This is a genomic window from Tardiphaga sp. GW821-FHT12E02 (genome assembly GCF_058807155.1).
The window spans coordinates 3,991,601-4,008,098 of sequence record NZ_JBXAQK010000001.1; the positions used below are offsets into that span (position 1 = coordinate 3,991,601).

Annotated in this window: 20 protein-coding genes; 9 read left to right on the forward strand and 11 right to left on the reverse strand. The window is 62.9% G+C overall.

The window, feature by feature from the left end; genetic code table 11:
• The first annotated feature begins 8 nt into the window (after positions 1-8).
• Positions 9-1,223, forward strand: coding sequence for a multidrug effflux MFS transporter (locus AC1RQ5_RS18890; RefSeq protein WP_493200971.1), 1,215 nt, complete (start codon positions 9-11; stop codon positions 1,221-1,223).
• 16 nt (positions 1,224-1,239) lie between these two features.
• Entirely contained in the window at positions 1,240-1,920 is a 681-nt protein-coding gene (gene fabG / locus AC1RQ5_RS18895) for a 3-oxoacyl-ACP reductase FabG (protein WP_493200972.1), read from the forward strand.
• Positions 1,921-2,140: 220 nt separating this feature from the next.
• On the opposite strand, the gene AC1RQ5_RS18900 is transcribed toward fabG, so the two are convergent.
• Positions 2,141-4,285: a DEAD/DEAH box helicase gene (locus AC1RQ5_RS18900; RefSeq protein WP_493200974.1), complete on the reverse strand. Its 2,145-nt coding sequence runs from the start codon at positions 4,283-4,285 to the stop codon at positions 2,141-2,143.
• Between the two features lie 211 nt (positions 4,286-4,496).
• Complete coding sequence (locus AC1RQ5_RS18905; RefSeq protein WP_493200976.1) at positions 4,497-4,973, reverse strand: MgtC/SapB family protein; 477 nt, start codon at positions 4,971-4,973, stop codon at positions 4,497-4,499.
• A gap of 133 nt (positions 4,974-5,106) precedes the next feature.
• On the opposite strand from AC1RQ5_RS18905, the gene AC1RQ5_RS18910 reads away from it, so the two are divergent.
• Together AC1RQ5_RS18910 and AC1RQ5_RS18915 are read left to right on the forward strand one after the other, a co-directional pair.
• The gene (locus AC1RQ5_RS18910) at positions 5,107-5,790 is read left to right on the forward strand and encodes a DUF2161 domain-containing phosphodiesterase (protein WP_493200978.1); all 684 of its coding nucleotides are present in this window, start codon (positions 5,107-5,109) and stop codon (positions 5,788-5,790) included.
• 127 nt (positions 5,791-5,917) lie between these two features.
• The gene (locus tag AC1RQ5_RS18915) at positions 5,918-6,217 is read left to right on the forward strand and encodes a hypothetical protein (RefSeq protein ID WP_398482985.1); all 300 of its coding nucleotides are present in this window, start codon (positions 5,918-5,920) and stop codon (positions 6,215-6,217) included.
• 195 nt (positions 6,218-6,412) lie between these two features.
• Here the strand turns inward: AC1RQ5_RS18915 and AC1RQ5_RS18920 are convergent, their stop codons facing one another.
• Both AC1RQ5_RS18920 and AC1RQ5_RS18925 read right to left on the reverse strand, forming a co-directional pair.
• Complete coding sequence (locus AC1RQ5_RS18920) at positions 6,413-7,048, reverse strand: GNAT family N-acetyltransferase (protein ID WP_493200980.1); 636 nt, start codon at positions 7,046-7,048, stop codon at positions 6,413-6,415.
• A gap of 169 nt (positions 7,049-7,217) precedes the next feature.
• Positions 7,218-7,616: a PaaI family thioesterase gene (locus AC1RQ5_RS18925; RefSeq protein ID WP_493200982.1), complete on the reverse strand. Its 399-nt coding sequence runs from the start codon at positions 7,614-7,616 to the stop codon at positions 7,218-7,220.
• A 104-nt stretch (positions 7,617-7,720) separates the two neighbouring features.
• Between AC1RQ5_RS18925 and AC1RQ5_RS18930 the strand changes: the two genes are divergently transcribed.
• On the forward strand, positions 7,721-8,503 hold the full coding sequence (locus tag AC1RQ5_RS18930) for a cobalamin-binding protein (protein WP_493200983.1): 783 nt from the start codon (positions 7,721-7,723) through the stop codon (positions 8,501-8,503).
• 78 nt (positions 8,504-8,581) lie between these two features.
• On the opposite strand, the gene AC1RQ5_RS18935 is transcribed toward AC1RQ5_RS18930, so the two are convergent.
• Positions 8,582-9,862, reverse strand: coding sequence for an ArgE/DapE family deacylase (locus tag AC1RQ5_RS18935; protein WP_493200985.1), 1,281 nt, complete (start codon positions 9,860-9,862; stop codon positions 8,582-8,584).
• 50 nt (positions 9,863-9,912) lie between these two features.
• Entirely contained in the window at positions 9,913-10,656 is a 744-nt protein-coding gene (locus AC1RQ5_RS18940; protein ID WP_493200986.1) for a pyridoxamine 5'-phosphate oxidase family protein, read from the reverse strand.
• A gap of 73 nt (positions 10,657-10,729) precedes the next feature.
• Between AC1RQ5_RS18940 and pdxR the strand changes: the two genes are divergently transcribed.
• The 3 genes from pdxR (at position 10,730) to AC1RQ5_RS18955 (ending at position 12,910) form a co-directional block, all read left to right on the forward strand.
• Complete coding sequence (pdxR, locus tag AC1RQ5_RS18945) at positions 10,730-12,262, forward strand: MocR-like pyridoxine biosynthesis transcription factor PdxR (RefSeq protein ID WP_493200988.1); 1,533 nt, start codon at positions 10,730-10,732, stop codon at positions 12,260-12,262.
• Positions 12,263-12,500: 238 nt separating this feature from the next.
• Positions 12,501-12,653: a hypothetical protein gene (locus AC1RQ5_RS18950; RefSeq protein ID WP_398483002.1), complete on the forward strand. Its 153-nt coding sequence runs from the start codon at positions 12,501-12,503 to the stop codon at positions 12,651-12,653.
• An 11-nt stretch (positions 12,654-12,664) separates the two neighbouring features.
• Complete coding sequence (locus AC1RQ5_RS18955; protein WP_398483005.1) at positions 12,665-12,910, forward strand: DUF6719 family protein; 246 nt, start codon at positions 12,665-12,667, stop codon at positions 12,908-12,910.
• Between the two features lie 115 nt (positions 12,911-13,025).
• Here the strand turns inward: AC1RQ5_RS18955 and AC1RQ5_RS18960 are convergent, their stop codons facing one another.
• The 4 genes from AC1RQ5_RS18960 to AC1RQ5_RS18975 all read right to left on the reverse strand — a co-directional run bounded on the left by AC1RQ5_RS18960 (position 13,026) and on the right by AC1RQ5_RS18975 (position 15,305).
• Positions 13,026-13,469, reverse strand: a complete 444-nt coding sequence (locus AC1RQ5_RS18960) for a nuclear transport factor 2 family protein (RefSeq protein WP_398483007.1) — start codon at positions 13,467-13,469, stop codon at positions 13,026-13,028.
• A gap of 281 nt (positions 13,470-13,750) precedes the next feature.
• Entirely contained in the window at positions 13,751-14,572 is an 822-nt protein-coding gene (locus AC1RQ5_RS18965; protein ID WP_493200990.1) for an SDR family NAD(P)-dependent oxidoreductase, read from the reverse strand.
• Between the two features lie 149 nt (positions 14,573-14,721).
• Positions 14,722-15,111 (reverse strand): hypothetical protein, encoded by a 390-nt coding sequence (locus AC1RQ5_RS18970; protein WP_493200992.1) that lies wholly within the window; start codon positions 15,109-15,111, stop codon positions 14,722-14,724.
• 38 nt (positions 15,112-15,149) lie between these two features.
• Positions 15,150-15,305: a hypothetical protein gene (locus AC1RQ5_RS18975; protein WP_398483013.1), complete on the reverse strand. Its 156-nt coding sequence runs from the start codon at positions 15,303-15,305 to the stop codon at positions 15,150-15,152.
• Positions 15,306-15,587: 282 nt separating this feature from the next.
• On the opposite strand from AC1RQ5_RS18975, the gene AC1RQ5_RS18980 reads away from it, so the two are divergent.
• Entirely contained in the window at positions 15,588-15,839 is a 252-nt protein-coding gene (locus AC1RQ5_RS18980) for a hypothetical protein (RefSeq protein ID WP_493200994.1), read from the forward strand.
• A gap of 3 nt (positions 15,840-15,842) precedes the next feature.
• Here AC1RQ5_RS18980 and AC1RQ5_RS18985 read toward each other — a convergent pair whose 3' ends face one another.
• Positions 15,843-16,355 (reverse strand): CreA family protein, encoded by a 513-nt coding sequence (locus tag AC1RQ5_RS18985; protein ID WP_398483022.1) that lies wholly within the window; start codon positions 16,353-16,355, stop codon positions 15,843-15,845.
• Between the last annotated feature and the right edge of the window lie 143 nt (positions 16,356-16,498).

Consider the following 16,498-nt stretch of genomic DNA (forward strand, 5'->3'; position numbering starts at 1 on the left):
ACTTCATTGTGGCGCTCGGGCGCGAAACTTTTGCTTTCACCGCCTTCCTGGGCACCCTCACCGCACTACCGCCACTGTCCATCGATATGGGCCTGCCGGGTTTCCCGGCTCTCGAGGCGACATTCCCCGATGCCGCCGGGCGCAGTCCGCTGACGCTGAGCCTGTTCATGGCGGGCTTTGCCATCTCACCGTTGATTTGCGGTCCGCTCGCCGATCGCTTTGGCCGCCGCGCTACGCTCCTCGATGGCCTGCTGATCTTCTCGCTTGCCGCCGGCGCCTGTGCGCTTGCGCCGAACTTCACCGTGCTTCTTGTCTGCCGCTTGTTGCAGGGCTTTGCGGCGGGCGCCTGCGCGATCTTGCCCATCGCCATCGTCCGTGATCTGTTCGTACACGGTGCCGCCCGGCAAAAGCTGTCGCAGATCGCCGCCGTGCTCGGCATCGCGCCGATGCTGGCGCCCGTGCTCGGAGGCTGGATCATGACGTTTGCCGACTGGCGCGCGATCTATGCAACGCAAGCGATGGTCGGCGTCATCCTGCTGATCGTCGGCGCCATCGGGCTCGTCGAATCCCAGCCGGTCGAAAGCCGCCGTTCGCTCAATCCAAAACAACTCGCCGAGAGCTATCGCTTCGTGCTCACCGATCGCAGCTTCCTCGGCTATGCCCTGCTTTATGCCTGCGCATTTGCCTGCATGTTCGCGTTCATTTCCGGCGCACCGTCGGTGCTGATCGGCAGCCTCGGTCTTTCCACCACCGCCTTCGCGCTGTTGTTCGGCCTCACCTCCTGCGGCGTGCTGGTGGCGTCACTGATCTCCGGCCGGCTCAGTGCGCGTCATGTCTCCTCGCGCAAAATCATCGCCTTCGGCTTGATGTTGATGATGGCGAGCGCCCTTGCTGCGCTGTTGCTGGTGCCTGCCAAAGCCGTGACCGTCATCTCGCTCACGCCACTGATGGCGCTGACCATCTTCGCTTTCGGCATTCTCGCACCCTCGACCAATCACGAGGCGCTGGCGAACCTGCCCCATGTGGCCGGCTCCGCAGCCGGCGTCATGCGTTGCACCCAGATGGTGATGGGTGCCTTCGCCAGCGCCATGATCGCGGTGCTGGAACCGTTCGGCCACCCCGCTTTGGTAATGACCGGTCTGATGTCCGCGATGGCGCTTATCGCCGGCTGCATCTATCTTTGGGTTCTGCCCGCAGCAAAAGCGGGAGCGGATCACAGCTAGGCGGAGACGTTACCCGATGCAGAAAAAAGTCGTCGTCATCACGGGTGCTGCCGGCGCACTGGGCCGGGTTGTCGCCGATCGCGCGTTGAATGATGGAGCAATCGTCGCCGTGATCGATCACGGCCACAATGACATCTCCTCCACACCGCAGCGCTTGCAGATTGGCGGCGTCGACCTGTTGGATGCTGCGCAAGCCAGCAAGGCCATCGAAGATGTCATCGCGCAGTTTGGGCGCATCGATGTGCTGATCAACATTGCCGGTGCGTTCAAATTCGAGACCATCGCTGACGGTGACACCAAAAGCTGGGAGACGATGCATCGTCTCAACCTGCTCACGGCGCTGAACACATCGCGTGCTGCGATTCCGCATCTGATCAAATCGAGTGCCGGCCGCATCGTGAATATCGGCGCCATCGGTGCGCTCGACGCCGGCAGCGGCATGGGCCCTTATGCGGCGTCGAAAGCCGGCGTGCATAAACTCACGGAGGCTTTAGCTGCGGAGTTGAAGGGCAAGGTCACGGTCAATGCCGTGCTGCCCTCCACCATCGACACATCGGCCAATCGCCGGGATATGCCCAATGCGGATTTTGCAAAATGGGTGTCGCCTGATGAACTCGCCAGCGTGATCCTGTTTCTGGCGAGCGATGCGGCAAGTGCGGTGACCGGCGCCTTGGTGCCGGTACGCGGACGGGTGTGACGCTCTTGTGGGATGGGTAGAGCGAAGCGAAACCCATCGGCGGAGCCCGCTGCATCGACGGAATGATGGGTTTCGCTCCGGCGCTGACGCGCCTGCGCTCTACCCATCCTACGCGCTCGTCTCAGGCCTTGTAGGGTGGGCAAAGGCGCGTAGCGCCGTGCCCACCACTAAATGTCGTGCGAGTGGTGGTGGGCACGCTTCGCTTTGCCCACCCTACACCTCAGGCCTTGTTCTTCTTCTTTCCAAACGCCGGCTTGTCGAACTTCGCAGCACCTTCGCGCTTGGCCTTGGCCACGTAGGTCTTCTTTTCCTTGCGCGGCTTGTCGTGGAAGTTCGGCTTCTTGCTTTCGTAGCTCTTGCCTTCGCTGCGGGCTTCAAAAGGCTTCTTGCCTTCATAACCGCCGTCACGCTTGGGCTTGCGGTCTTCCCAGCTCGCGGAAGGCTCGCGGGCACGGTCGGCGTTAATCGGATCGTATTTCGGTTTGCGGTCCACACGCGGCCTGTCGTCAAAGCTCTTGGCGGCATAGGGCTTGTCGCTGCGCGGACGCTCGCGCGGTCCGTCTTCCTTCCACGACTTGCCCTTGTAGGAATCTTTCGGCTTGAAGTCCGGGCGATCGCCGTCGAACTTCTTGAAGTCGTCGCCCTTGCGGTGACGCTTCGGTGCGAAGTCGCGATCGCCACCGCGCGGCATCGGCGTGATGGGGCCGCCTTCCGGGCCATTAGGCAGCGCGTCGATGCGGATATTGTCTTCCTTGTCCGGGCGCTTGATCATGGTGACGAAGCGCTCGGCGGCGGCCGCCGAAATCTCGAACTCGGTGGCACCGTCATAGATCTTGATGGCGCCGACATCGTTCTTCTCGATGCCGCCACGACGGCAAATCATCGGTAGCAGCCAGCGGGCTTCGGCATTCTTCTGCCGGCCAATGGCCGCGCGGAACCACTGCGCACCCTCGCCCATCGGCTCATTCTTCTTCGGCGTCTTGCGGACGGGGCCACCATCTTCCGCCTTGCGGCGGCTGCCGGCGCGATCCTCGCGGTCGCGGGCACGGAACGTACCGGGATCCTCGACCTCTTCCGGCGACGGCAGACGCGAGCGATAAAGCCGCGCCAGCGCGGTCGCGATGGTCTCGGCCGGATGCCGCTCGAGCAGCTTCTTCGCGAAGACCGCATCGTCCTCGTTCGCCGCGTCGTCGAAAATCTTGTCCGACATCATGCGCTCTTCATCGAGCACGCGGATTTCATCCACGGTGGGGGCCGCGCCCCACACGGCTTCGGTTTCGGCCTGCTGCAGCAGGAATTCGGCGCGACGACGGCGCGACGGCGGCACCAGCAAAACGCTGATGCCCTTGCGCCCGGCGCGGCCGGTACGGCCCGAGCGATGCTGCAACACTTCGGGATCGTTCGGCAGTTCGGCATGGATGACAAGGCCGAGATTGGGCAGATCGATGCCGCGCGCAGCGACGTCGGTGGCGACGCAGATACGCGCATGACCGTCACGCAGCGCCTGCAGCGCGTGCGTGCGTTCGTTCTGCGACAGTTCGCCGGACAGCGCGACCACCGAGAAGCCACGCTCCATCAGCACGCCCTGCAGATGCTTCACGGCATTGCGGGTGTTGCAGAACACGATCGATGTCGGCGACTCGAAATAACGCAGCACATTGACCACGGCATGATCGACATCGTTCGGCGAGATGCGGATGGCACGGTATTCGATGTCCGAATGGCCACCTTCGCTGCCGGCGACTTCGATGCGGAAGGCGTTGTCCTGATATTGCTGCGCCAGCTTGGCGATGCCACGCGGCATGGTCGCCGAGAAAAGCAGCGTGCGGCGGCTCTCCGGCGTGGTTTCGAGGATGAACTCCATGTCCTCGCGAAAACCCATGTCGAGCATTTCGTCGGCTTCGTCGAGCACGACGGCCTTGATCTGCGAGATGTCGAGACGGTTGCGGCGAAGATGGTCGCACAGGCGACCGGGCGTACCGACAACGATATGCGCACCGGCGGACAGCGCACGCTGTTCGGTGCGCGGATCCATACCACCGACGCAGGAGACGACACGGGCGCCAGCCTGGGCATAGAGCCAGGTCAATTCGCCATGCACCTGCAGCGCAAGTTCGCGCGTCGGCGCCACGATGAGGGCCAGCGGAGCGCCGGCCTGCGGCAGCCGCTCGGCGCCCTCGAGAAGATCGGCGGCAATGGCGAGACCATAAGCGACGGTCTTGCCGGAGCCGGTCTGCGCGGAGACCAGCAGGTCGCGGCCGACGGCCTCGTCGGCCAGCACGGCGGTTTGGACGGGGGTGGATTCGCTGTAGTTGCGCTCAGCCAATGCACGGGCGAGCGCCGGAGGCGTCGATTCAAATGACACGGGATATGTAACCTTGGTTGCAGCAGGCCGCGTGTTGCGGCCAGGACTCATCGCGACGAGCGATGCTCGAAATCGAGATACTTGGACCAAACGGAAACGAATCGGCCGTCCTTCATTTGACGGTCACGTCGGGTCCAGGGAGTCCGGAGCGTATCGGGATGGCGGCTGTCTACGCTGCTTTGCAGCAAAAGACCAGCCCTCAATGCGCGGCCTACAATTCGCTATGGGATTTAGCTTTGGCGTCCTCCTTGCCACCCTCTTCCTTAAACGGAACCAGCAGCCAGAGGGTCAGGAAGGTAAACAGCGAAATGACCACCGCCACGTCATAGGAGCCGAGCCCAACCGCGGCACCCGTGGCACCGGTTGCCCACAGGCTGGATGCCGTGGCGGTACCGCGCACCGAGCCGCCTTCCTTCAGGATCGCACCGCCGCCGATGAAGCCCATACCGGTCATGAGGCCCTCGATGATGCGCGCCGTCCCTTCGGGGTGGCCGTTCAGAATGCCTTCGGTGGCCTGAACGATGCCGCAGGTCGCGAGCGCCACCAGCGGAAAAGTCCGCAGACCCGCGCTGCGTTCGGCGCGTTCGCGATTCCAGCCGATCGGAAGCGCTAAAATATAAGCAATCGAAAGAGCAACAAGATGCGGCAAAACACCAAAGCTATCAGTTGTTTCCAGCAATGTTTTCACGTGAGCTCCGATGGTGTTCGCAAGGTGCTTGAGAATGCCAAGTCGCGATGGCGCGGTTAAACTCCGCGCAGCGAGTCGCGGTTCCATCCACCGCCTGCCCGCTTCAATCTGTCACCACGGACCGGACGTCGCCTTGGAAACTTCGCTTTATCTCCCCGTCAAACGCTTCCTCGAAGGCCTCGGCTTTTCGGTGAAGGGCGAGATCCAGGGCTGCGATCTCGTCGCGCTGAAGGGCGAAGATCCACCGATCGTGGTGATCGGCGAGCTCAAGCTGTCCTTTAACCTGGAGCTGATCCTGCAGGCCGTGGAGCGCGCTGGCGCCTGCGACGAACTCTGGATCGCGGCAAAGATGTCGATCCGCGGCAAGGGCCGCGAGAGCGATGCGCGTTACCGCAATCTGTGCCGCCGCCTCGGCTTTGGCATGCTGGGAGTGACTGACGCGGGTACCGTCGAAGTGCTGGTCGAACCGCCGACCACTGCGCCTCGCCGCAATCCGAAGAAGCGCGCGCGTCTCGTCACCGAACACAAGAAGCGGATCGGCGACCCTGCCCTTGGCGGCAGCACCAAGACGCCGATCATGACAGCCTATCGCCAGCAGGCGCTCGGCTGCGCCGCCGCCCTCGCCTTGGGCCCGCGCAATCTGAAAGAGCTCAAGCCGGTCTATCCCGATGCGCAAAAGATCCTGCACCGTAATGTCTACGGCTGGTTCGAACCGGTCTCGCGCGGCATCTATGGACTGACGCCGACCGGCCATCAGGCCCTGGAAAAATGGCCGCAGCCGATCCGCGATCTGGCCGCGGACTCAGCTTTGCAATAAAGCTACCCATCAAAGCGGTTCGCAGATTCCCGGACGCATTGACGCATGGCAGCCTTGCCATGGGTTTTTCATATTGCAATGCAACAATCGCTTCGTTAGGAAGCAATATACAATCAGAGGCACGACGATGAGCGGCGAGTGGAATACGAAATATGGCACCCGGCGCGTGCGGCATGATCCGCCGACCCTGGACGAGGCCATCTTCGCAGCCATCGGCATCACGGAAGACCTCGACCAGCAGGCCGAGATCGCAGCCTCGCTGATGGGACTTCCGGTCGAGGACGTTCAGGCGCAGGTCAAGAAGGCCAGCCGCCCGACCGGCCTGTTGCGCGTCAGCCGCGTCATTGCCGGCGAACAGGGCGCGCAGCGCACCGTCGTCGTCGAGCGCCGTGTTACCCGCAAGATCGCCGTCGCCAAGCGCGCTTGATCCGGGACATCAGTTCAAACGAAAAAAGCAGGGCCAGTGCCCTGCTTTCTTTGTTTTGACCACTCGCTCATGCCCTCATGGTGAGGAGGCGCGCAGCGCCGTCTCGATCCATGAACTGGCCTGGCTGAAGCCTTCGCCGCCATTCTTCGAGACGCCGCTTCGCGGCTCCTCAGGATGAGGTGGGAGTGTAATTTATCAGTGCTTGCCGAAGCCGGCCGCGTTGAACCATGCACGCCAGGCCGCGCGATTATAGTCACCAACGGCCTTGGCGACATCGACCGCGCCAGCCTTTGCTGGCGGGGCAGCTTTCACGGGCTCCGCACTCAGATCGATCAGCCCCGTCGATTCGCCGTGACGAAACGACAGCTTGGCGCCGAACTTGCCGGCCAGCGCACGCATCGCATCGTTCTGCGCACCGGTGGTGACGCGCAGCGTCTTGTAACCCATCGACTTCGCCTTCGCGATCAGCTGGGTGAACAGGATGCTACCGACGCCCTTGCGGCGCATGCAGGATTCGACGCTGAAGGCGACTTCCGGCTCGATATTGACGAGATCGGCCTGATGCAGCTCGGCCGCACCGCGAATGACGCCATCTTCGAAATAGGCCAGGATCACGGTGCCATCCTGCACCGAACGCTCGGCATATTTCGCGACCCAGTCGTCGCACAGCGAACCGTTGAAACGGTCGCGGCGGCTGTCACGGTCGAGACGCAGCAGATGCTCCCGGAACAGCGGCAGCTCATGGGCAGCGAGGATGCGAACCGGTCCGCTCTTGGCTAAAGCCTTGGGCGCGCGGTTGGCGATTGCGATGATGGTTGCGGGGCTAAACATGATCAAATTCCGGCGGTTAGCCGCCTGGAACACCTGAGATTCTTGTACGACCCCAATATTGTGCATCGCACAACAAATTACAAGATCGAAGCCTGCGACAAGACCGCGCCCGCCGCAGGCGAGCTATGCAATAGCTTTGAAAGTTAACGAAAATTGACCATCCGCAGCCTCAGAGCACCAATTGGGTCTGCGTGACGACCCCCACCAGCTTGCCCTCCTCCGTCTCGATCCGGGTCTGCCAGACCTGGGTGCGACGGCCGCGATGGATGGGCGTCGCCGTGGCGCGGACGGTGATGCCGGCGGCCGCACCACCGACGAAATTGGTTTTGCTTTCAATGGTCGTCGTGCCCTTGGCGTCGTCCGGCAGGTTGATAACCGTGGCCGCGGCGCCCACCGCATCGGCCAGCGCCATCACCGCACCGCCATGGATGGTGTGGCGCGTGGTGCAGAGATCCTCGCGCACCAGCATGGTGGCGACCACGCGCTCGGGCTCGGCTTCGACAAAGGTGACGCCCATCGACACCGAGAACGGCATCGGAATGCTTTTGATCTTGTCGAGCAGAGTCATCACTTTCTCCCTGTAAGATCGTCCATCGTGGCGCGGACTGATGGCCTATGGAGACGGATGCGGCGCATCGTGACAAGCCCCCGTTTCCGCGGCATAGCGATGCCATGCGCAGCTACCCGCCCGAACGCATTGTCTGCCTCACCGAAGAGACCGTGGAGACGCTGTATCTGCTCGGCGAGCAGGACCGCATTGTCGGCGTTTCCGGCTATGCGGTGCGGCCACCGCAGGTGCGGCGCGAGAAGCCGCGGGTGTCGGCGTTCATCTCCGCCGATGTGCCAAAAATTCTCGCGCTGGAGCCGGATCTCGTTCTTTGCTTTTCGGATTTGCAGGCGGAGATCGCCGCGGCGTTGATCCGCGCCGGCGTTGCCGTGCATGTTTTCAACCAGCGCGACGTCGCCGGAATCTTCGCGATGATCGGCACTTTGGGCGCGCTGGTCGACGCGAAAAACCGGGCAGATGAGCTGATTGCGCGACTTTCGTTGCGGCTGTCCAGCGTCAACACCGCGGCAAAATCGAGGCAGGCAAAACCGCGGGTTTATTTCGAGGAATGGGACGATCCGCTCATCACCGGCATCGGTTGGGTGTCGGAATTGATCGAGCTGGCCGGCGGGATCGACGTGTTCCCGCAGATGCGGTTCCAGAAGGCGGCCAAGGATCGGATCGTGTCGCCGGATCAGGTCCGCGAGGCGATGCCCGATGTCATCCTCGCCTCCTGGTGCGGCAAGAAAGTCGTGCCGGAGAAGATCAGGCAGCGGCCGGGATGGGATGACATTCCGGCGGTGCGTAACAATCGCATCGTCGAGATCAAGTCGCCACTGATCCTGCAGCCGGGACCGGCGGCGTTGACGGATGGGCTCGATGCGATCGTCGCGGCGTTGTGGCCGTAGGGCGGATGAGCCGAAGGCGTCATCCGCCGGCCGAGGGCATGTGGCGAAGAATGGCGGATGACGCTGCGCTCATCCGCCCTACGCCTGCTCCACCCCGCACCATTCCGCGATGAACAGCGCCATCGCCTTGGTGCATTTGCGGACCGACTCCACATCCACATATTCGTTGAAGCCGTGCATCGCCTTGCCTTCGGGACCGAAGCTGAGGCCGGGGATGCCGTGGTTCAAACCGTAGAAGCGCGTGTCGGTGAGCGCGGTGAAGACGAGATCCTCCGGCTTGCCGCCATAGACGGCGTCGAAGGCTTTGGCGAAGGCGGCTTCCGGTTCGTCGGCATTCTCCAGCACATAGCCTTCGGACTGATAGCCCGACCATTCCACCACCGGCGGATTGTTGGCAAGGAAAGGATGCGCCCGCGCAGCCTTGTCGATACAGGCGGCGATCTCGGCCTGACAGTCCTTCACCGACCAGCCCGGCAAAATGGCAATGCGACAGTCCACGTCGCACCAGGCCGGCACGCTGGAGGCCCAGTCGCCGCCCTTGATGATGCCGGGATTGAAGTTCAGGGGATGATGGACCTTGTCGTAATACGGCGCGCTTTCCGCGCGCTTATTCCAATCGGCTTCGAGCTGCTCGACGGCCTGGATCAGATGATACGCCGCCTTGATCGCATTGGCGCCGATGCCGGCTTCGAATACATGGGCAGGGAAGCCGCGCACCTTGATGCGAAACCAGATCACGCCGATCTGTGCACGCACCATCTTCCCGCCGGTGGGCTCGGGAATGAAACACGCATCGGCGCGGTAACCGCGCTGCAAGGTCGAGAGCGCGCCGACACCGGTGCTCTCCTCTTCGATCACCGATTGAAAATGGATGCGCGCCGTCGGCTTCAGGCCCGCGGCCTTGATCGCATCCAGTGCATAGAGCGCGCCGATGGTGCCCGACTTCATGTCGCACGCGCCGCGGCCATACATCTTGCCGTCCTTGATCACCGGCGCAAATGGCGGTGTATCCCACATGTCGAGCGGCCCGGCCGGCACCACGTCGCAGTGGCCCTGCAGGATCAGCGATTTGCCTGCCATCGTGGTCGGCCGATAGGTGCCGACCACACTGCGGGCCTTCGAGAAATCATGCTCGATGATGCCGACGCCGCGTTGGCCGACGAGTTCGTCCATATCGATGTGCCAGTCATCGACCTCGTAATCGCGCGCTCGCAGGAGATCGCCGATCATGTCCTGGCACGGCCCCTCGGCCCCGCGAGTCGAGGGGATCGCAACGAAATCCCTTGTCGTCTGAAATTGCGCGTCGAAGCTGTCATCGACGGCATCCAGGATTTTTCGTTGCGTATCGGTGGTCGTCATTCAGCAGGCTCCGGCGATCAGTCACATGGCGTCGGCAACCTAGCCTCCCCTCATCCCTTCGGGTACTCCAGATAATAGGCATCCGTCAGTGCATCATCGAGCAACCGGCCTTCGCTGAAAATTTGCAACGACGCTGGGCGCTCAACACCCGGCAGCAGGCGCGGACAGGGCTCGGGCGCGCCGAGCACGGTCTTCACCGGAATACGCTCGGCATAGATCGGCAACTCATAATCCTCGTCATCGTCGGCAACACCCTTGGCGCGGATTTTTGCCGAAGCTTCCTCGATTTCCATCGCGATGAATGATGTCGCCTTCATCTCTTGCGCCGTCGTCGCGCGCAGGCTCGCGGTACGGTCGGGAAAGAAGCGATCGACCATGGCGACGCCGGCGCGGTCCTTTTCCTCGGGATCGGTGACGAGATAGGCGTTTCCAAATGCCATCACCGCACGATAGTCGGCAGAGTGATTGAAGCCGCAGCGCGCCAGCACGAGGCTGTCGAGGAACGCAACGGTCAAGCACACGCGCTGATGGGCGGTCTGGTTCTTCAGCATGCGGCTCGCGCTCGAGCCATGCCAGTACAACGTCGTGCCCTCGCGCCAGAAGAAGGTCGGCGTGCAGTAAGGCTGGCCATCGATGACATAGGAGACGTGGCACATCATCGAGGCGTCCAGGATCTTGTGCACGGTCTCGTGGTCATAGAAGCCGCGATCGTGCCGCCGCTTCACGCGGTTGCGCCCGGTGAGCGGATAGGTCGGCGTGGTGTCGTCTGAGGTCTTAAGTTCGGCGGTGCTCACAGCATATCCCCGTGGATTGGAAGCGTTCGAAACAGTTGTAGCCGCCGGATTGGTCTGCGATAGTGCCAATTCCATGCAAAAAATTCCGACCAATTCACGCGCCAAAAAGTCGGTCTCGGCCAGCCCTCATGAGCTCCCGCTGGATCTCGATGGCGCGCATATCGACAAGCAGGCCTCCGCACCGGAGCGCCTCTATCAAGCGCTGCGCCACGCCATCACGTCAGGCGTTGCCAAGCCCGGCGAGGCACTGCCACCGTCGCGACATCTCGCCGAACAGACCGGCTTTCGTCGCAACGCTGTTACCGATTCCTATGAGCGTTTGATCGCCGATGGTTTTGCTGTGGCACGCGTCGGCTCCGGCACATTCGTGGCGGAGCGCATTCCATCGGCGATCAATGTAAAGGCGCCGAAGCGCATCGCCATTGCCGAACCCCAGCGCGGCATACTGGCGCTTGGCTGCACCGATATCGACGAGACCGCGCTGCGCCACTTCCGTGCTTTCGTCGGCCGGCGCATGCGCGCCTTCGGCAGCGAGCATCTGCATTACGGCGATCCCCGCGGCAGCCGTGAGCTGCGCATCGCCATCGCCAACCATTTGCTGTCTGCGCGTGGCCTGCGCTGCGATCCCGACCAGATCATGCTGACGTCCGGCACCCAGCATGGCTTGCGCATCGTGCTGTCGGCGATCCTCAAACCCGGCGAGCAGATCTGGGTGGAGGATCCCGGCTACCCCGCCGCGCGAAAATCCATCGAGCATTATGGCGGCAAGCCGATCTCGGTGCCGGTGGATGATCACGGCATGATCGTCGCCAAGGGCCGAGCGGCGGCGCCCCGCGCGCGCGCGGCCTATGTCACGCCCTCACATCAGTTTCCGCTTGGCGTGCAGATGGCGATGCCACGACGACTGGAATTGCTCGACTGGGCGCGTGCGGCCAACGCCTTCGTGTTCGAGGACGATTACGACAGCGAATTCCGCTATGACGGCGCGCCGCTGCTGTCGCTCGCCGGCATCGATCACCTGCGCCGCGTCGTCTATATGGGCACTTTTGCGAAGACGCTGTTTCCCGGCCTGCGCATTGGCTACTGCGCGCTGCCCGAGAGCCTGATCGGCCCTGTCGCTGCAGCGCGCGCGGCGATGGATCGTTTCCCGTCCACCGTGATGGAAGGCGCGATCGCCGACATGCTGAATTCCGGCGCCTTCGCCGCCAATCTGCGCAAGATGCGCGGCCGCTATCGCGAGGCCCGTGACGCGCTGGCGCACACGCTGATCGAGGCGTCGGACGGACAGCTTTCAGTGCCCGTACCGTCGCAGGGCCTCCATCTGGTCGCGCGGTTTGCGCCAACGACGCCGCTGCAGATTGCCGCGGATGCCAAGGCATCTGCCGGTGTCGAGGGCTGGCTGCTCGCGGACACTTATCTGCGCGCACGCCCCGCGCCCGGCTTTGTGCTCGGCTTTTCCGGTCATCCGATGCGCAAGCTGATGGCTGCGGCGGAGACATTGGCCAAGGCGTCGGCTGCAAGTTTGCGAACTTCCAAGGGTGGCAGGCCTCGGAGTTCGGCGGCCATCCTTCGAGGCTCGCCCAAGAGGGCGAGCACCTCAGGATGAGGGAAGAGTGTCGCGATAGACGTCCCTCATGGTGAGGGCGTCTCGAACCATGCAGGCCGAGCGCAATCCTCATCTCGGATCGCGGCCACGTATGTGTCTGGCTGGACACTCTGAAACGAAGACGATGCCGCGTCATGGAACCGGTGCGGGGGGATCGCAATTATGGGGAACGGCCGCGTGCTTTCAGAATCGGGTGCGCGTCCGTAAATTGCATCACCAACGGCCTCACGGAGACCTCATGTCCGGCAATCGCAACGTGCTTTTCCTCATCATCGGCGCGCTCATCGTCGGCATCGGCGTCCTCGGCTACAATCTCTACCAGGAGAAGAAAGAGCCCGAAGGCCTGCAGATCAATCTCGGCCCGAACGGGGTCAAGGTTCAGAACAAGTAACGGATCTCCTTATGCGCACGGCCCTCGCCTTCAGCATCCTCGCACTCGTCACCGCAGCTTCGCCGGCCCTCGCCGTCGATCAGGTGTCGCGCGAGGCTGACATCGTCGATCTGCGGCTCGGCCAGCGCATCTGGGTGGATGACGGCTCCTGCCCCACCGGCCAGATCAAGGAAGTGATGGGCGCGACGCTTGCAAGCGGCGGCGGCGTCGCCCGCGTCAAGAAATGCGTACCGCGCGGCGGGACAAAGGTGCGGTAAGGCCTGCCAACGAGAGACCCGAGCAGGAACGCGCCATCACCTCTCCCCCGGCGCGAAGCTGTGCTTCGCTGGAGGGAGAGGTATCAGCGCTCTGCTACGTCAAAGTTTCAGGCCCTCAGAACATCCCGTTCTCGTTCGCGGCCTTTTCCGGGATCGGCTGGTTGACGTCCCAGTGTTCGACGATCTTGCCATTTTCCAGCTTGAAGATGTCGACGATGGCATTGCCCCGGGTGCCCTTTTCGCGCACCGCGTGGACGTGCAGGATCACATAGTCGCCATCGGCAAAGACCTTCTTGATCTCGCTATGGGAGTCCGGGAATTTCTCGCGCAGGAAGGTGATGAATTTCTTGAAGCCTTCGATGCCATCCGGCGCGGTTGGATTGTGCTGGACGTAGCGCGGGCCGAAATATTTCGCGGCAGCGTCAAAATCCTTCTGGTTGAGACCCTTCTCGTAAAACTCGACCACCGTCTTTTTATTGGCTTCGAGCGTCGCTGTGTCCGCTGCAATCGCTGGTGTGGCAAGCAGCAAAGCTGCGACCAGCCCGATTGAAAAACGCATTGTCATGATCCCTCTTCCACGCAGCCAAAATGTTGCGCGCGGAAGCCGTATCATCGCGCGTCATGCGGACGGGATCACTTTGCCGAGACTTGAGCTGGACGGTCTCCAGAGCGTTTCATTTTGAGATGAGGCGCCCTGTCCACGCACTCTCCCTCATCCTGAGGAGCCGCGCGTTTGCGCGGTGTCTCCCAGCGAATGGCGATACACGCCATGGTTCGAGACGCGCGCCAATGGGCGCGCTCCTCACCATGAGGGCGGTGGTCGTCTCAATCGAAAAAACGCTAATGCTTCGGCTGCTCGCTCGGCGGCACCGGCAGATTGCTCTGGCCGGCGCTGGCGCCGCCATCGATCGGCAGCGTCACGCCGGTAATCCAGCGCGCTTCGTCGCTGGCGAGAAACAGCACGCCATAGCCGATGTCCCAGCCCGTGCCCTCGGTGCCGAGCAGCGTCACCTCGGCACGCGCCTGCCGCATGTCCTCGCTCATGCCACGCGATGTGACCATCGGCGTATAGACCGTGCCAGGCGCGATGCAGTTGACGCGAATGCCGGCGCGGCCGTGATGCGCGGCCATGGCGCGGGTCAGGCCGATCACGGCCGATTTCGATGTGGGATAGAGCAGGCTCGGATGGCCGCCACGCAGGCCAGCCACCGATGTCAGGTTGATGATCGAGCCGCCGCCGGTCTTCACCATTTCCGGGATCGCGTATTTCGACATCAGCATCATGGAGGCGACATTGATGCGCATCGCCTCGTCCCATGATCCGACATCGACCTCGACGGCATCGCCGCGCGGCCCGGTGACGCCGACATTGTTGACCAGGATATCGATGCGGCCAAAGCCGGCGATGGTGCGCTCGACAATGGCTTCGCAGGTGGCGGGGTCGCTGACATCGCCGTCATAGATCTGCGAGGCGCCGCCCTCGGCCTTGACGAGACGCGCGGTCTCTTCGGCCCAGTCGGGATTGAGATCGACCAGTGCAACCTTGGCGCCGTGGCGGGCCAGCAGCACCGCGGCGGCACGTCCGTTGCCGATGCCATCGCCACGCGATCCCGCACCGGTGACGATCGCCACCTTGCCTGCCAACCGACCCACGCTCGTCATTCCAATCCCCTGAAACATGCACTCCAGAGGCTTCCGGCACTGCATTCCCGACTGAACGATAGCGCGCCAGGCTGGTTCGTAGCAATATTTCAATTCGCTCCGAGGGTGTGGAAGAAAATTATACCTCCTACACGCGACCACCCTGGGCATCAGTCCAGTGCGGGATCATACATACATTGCAGAGCGGGCTTGGCGATCTGACTGAAAGTCGCGCTGATCAGCGATTGCTTGGCTGCCGGGACCCAATCCTTATCGATGCTCGGCACGCCGCGCTCGGAAATGCCGCGCAGCAGCGCCTCGCGCAGGTCCTGGTCCTCGACGGCAGCGACCGCGTGGTCGTGCAGGCAGGCGCAGACGCTGTTCGGATGGGCCCAGCGGCCCACCATATGCGGGACGCATTGGCGCACGAATTCGGCCCGCCGATCGGGCAATTTTCGCAAGCCCGACGCGTCCCACAGCTGGGCGTGGGCAGCATGGCTGCCGAAGCCCAAGAAGAAAATGAGGAGGTAAGTAACCGCGGCGAGTTGGACTTTTATCATTCCGGACTTTTCTTGTTGTGGACGCAAAAGATCGCCGGTCAGCGCACGGACGCCACGAGCAGCACAGCCGGCGCCGCGGGCGCGCCGTTGAAGCTGAAACTGCCAGCATGCGGGAGGCCGCCATCGGTCGATCCCGCCAGCGACGGGCCGGCGAACAGGAACGCGAAAGCGAGGATGAGGCTGGCGAAGCGCATCTGACATCTCCCGTGACCGGCACCGGGCGCCGTGTCGTGGGGACAGTGATAGCCGGCGGCCGTTTCGGCGGCACGGCACGCCAAGCGCAAAGTGGTTTCGTCGGCGCCCGCATGTGTTTCGTCGGAACCGGCGCCACGAAACAATCGCCGGCGTCGATTGGTCATACGGGCGTCACCTGAGCTTAACCGTGATGCGCTTTAAGCGGGGCGCGGACCCGCAGAATGCAACTTATTCAGGCAGTTGTGCGTTTGTGTTGCGCTGGGGATAGAAGGAAGACCACCGTGGCAGACGAGACCGGGAACAACGAGGTTCGCGACACGCTCATCGTCAACACCGCCGAGCTGCGTGTCACCATTGCGCCGGATGTGCGTGGCACCGCCGCCGCGTTGAAGCCGACGCCATCCTGCCTGCGCGACAACGAATGCTCGCAGCAGCAGCTGGTGCGGCTGGTCGGCTATCGCGGGCCGTCCGTCGACACGGCGGCCTCCTGGGACCGCCTGCGCCGCCAGCAGGCGGCGCTGCGCGCCAGCTAGCCGCTATTTGATATAATCGCCGCATTTCTGGATGGCGGTGTCTGCCTGCCCCCACGGCATGATCGGCACCGACGATGTCGAGTTCTTCGGCGAACCCTCGATGATCCGGTCGGAATAGACCATATAGACCAGCACGTTTCGCTTGGCGTCGCAGCCGCGCACGATCTGCATCTTCTTGAAGAACAGCGAGCGGCGCTGGCGGAACATGTCCTCGCCCTGATCGGACTTGGCCTTGAACTTGATCGGGCCGATCTGCCGGCAGGCCAGCGAGATGTCCGACACTTCCTCGGCAAGACCCAGCCAGCCCTTGAAGCCACCCTTTTCCGGCACCGTGAAATGGCAGGCGACGCCCTCCACTTCGGGATCGTCCACACCGTACGTGGCGAGCTTGTCATTCGGGCTCAGCCATTTGAACACGGTCGAGCGGCGGAAGATGAGATCAGGCTCATCGGCCGCATGAGCGACGCTACCGGCGCCGATGGCCACAGCGACCAAAGCGAGCGCGGCCGCGCGCATCCAACCCAAGCGAAAGCTCAAACCGATCAATGACATTCAACTCTCCGTGTCTCACCCCGTCTATGTAGCGATTGCGCCGCGCGGCGGTAGAGCGCAGGCGCCGCGTTAATCCAATGTGAGTGTTTTTTGTTACCCTCCGTACA

Bases quoted from the DNA above. Each gene is read 5' to 3' on its own strand.
- AC1RQ5_RS18915 (WP_398482985.1), top strand. From the start codon at position 5,918: ATGAGCGGCGAGTGGAATACGAAATATGGCACCCGGCGCGTGCGGCAT.
- AC1RQ5_RS18960 (WP_398483007.1), bottom strand. From the start codon at position 13,469: ATGCGTTTTTCAATCGGGCTGGTCGCAGCTTTGCTGCTTGCCACACCA.
- AC1RQ5_RS18925 (WP_493200982.1), bottom strand. From the start codon at position 7,616: ATGACTCTGCTCGACAAGATCAAAAGCATTCCGATGCCGTTCTCGGTG.
- AC1RQ5_RS18930 (WP_493200983.1), top strand. From the start codon at position 7,721: ATGCGCAGCTACCCGCCCGAACGCATTGTCTGCCTCACCGAAGAGACC.
- AC1RQ5_RS18955 (WP_398483005.1), top strand. From the start codon at position 12,665: ATGCGCACGGCCCTCGCCTTCAGCATCCTCGCACTCGTCACCGCAGCT.
- pdxR (WP_493200988.1), top strand. From the start codon at position 10,730: ATGCAAAAAATTCCGACCAATTCACGCGCCAAAAAGTCGGTCTCGGCC.
- AC1RQ5_RS18975 (WP_398483013.1), bottom strand. From the start codon at position 15,305: ATGCGCTTCGCCAGCCTCATCCTCGCTTTCGCGTTCCTGTTCGCCGGC.
- AC1RQ5_RS18935 (WP_493200985.1), bottom strand. From the start codon at position 9,862: ATGACGACCACCGATACGCAACGAAAAATCCTGGATGCCGTCGATGAC.
- AC1RQ5_RS18920 (WP_493200980.1), bottom strand. From the start codon at position 7,048: ATGTTTAGCCCCGCAACCATCATCGCAATCGCCAACCGCGCGCCCAAG.
- AC1RQ5_RS18985 (WP_398483022.1), bottom strand. From the start codon at position 16,355: ATGCGCGCGGCCGCGCTCGCTTTGGTCGCTGTGGCCATCGGCGCCGGT.
- AC1RQ5_RS18965 (WP_493200990.1), bottom strand. From the start codon at position 14,572: ATGACGAGCGTGGGTCGGTTGGCAGGCAAGGTGGCGATCGTCACCGGT.
- AC1RQ5_RS18970 (WP_493200992.1), bottom strand. From the start codon at position 15,111: ATGATAAAAGTCCAACTCGCCGCGGTTACTTACCTCCTCATTTTCTTC.
- fabG (WP_493200972.1), top strand. From the start codon at position 1,240: ATGCAGAAAAAAGTCGTCGTCATCACGGGTGCTGCCGGCGCACTGGGC.
- AC1RQ5_RS18950 (WP_398483002.1), top strand. From the start codon at position 12,501: ATGTCCGGCAATCGCAACGTGCTTTTCCTCATCATCGGCGCGCTCATC.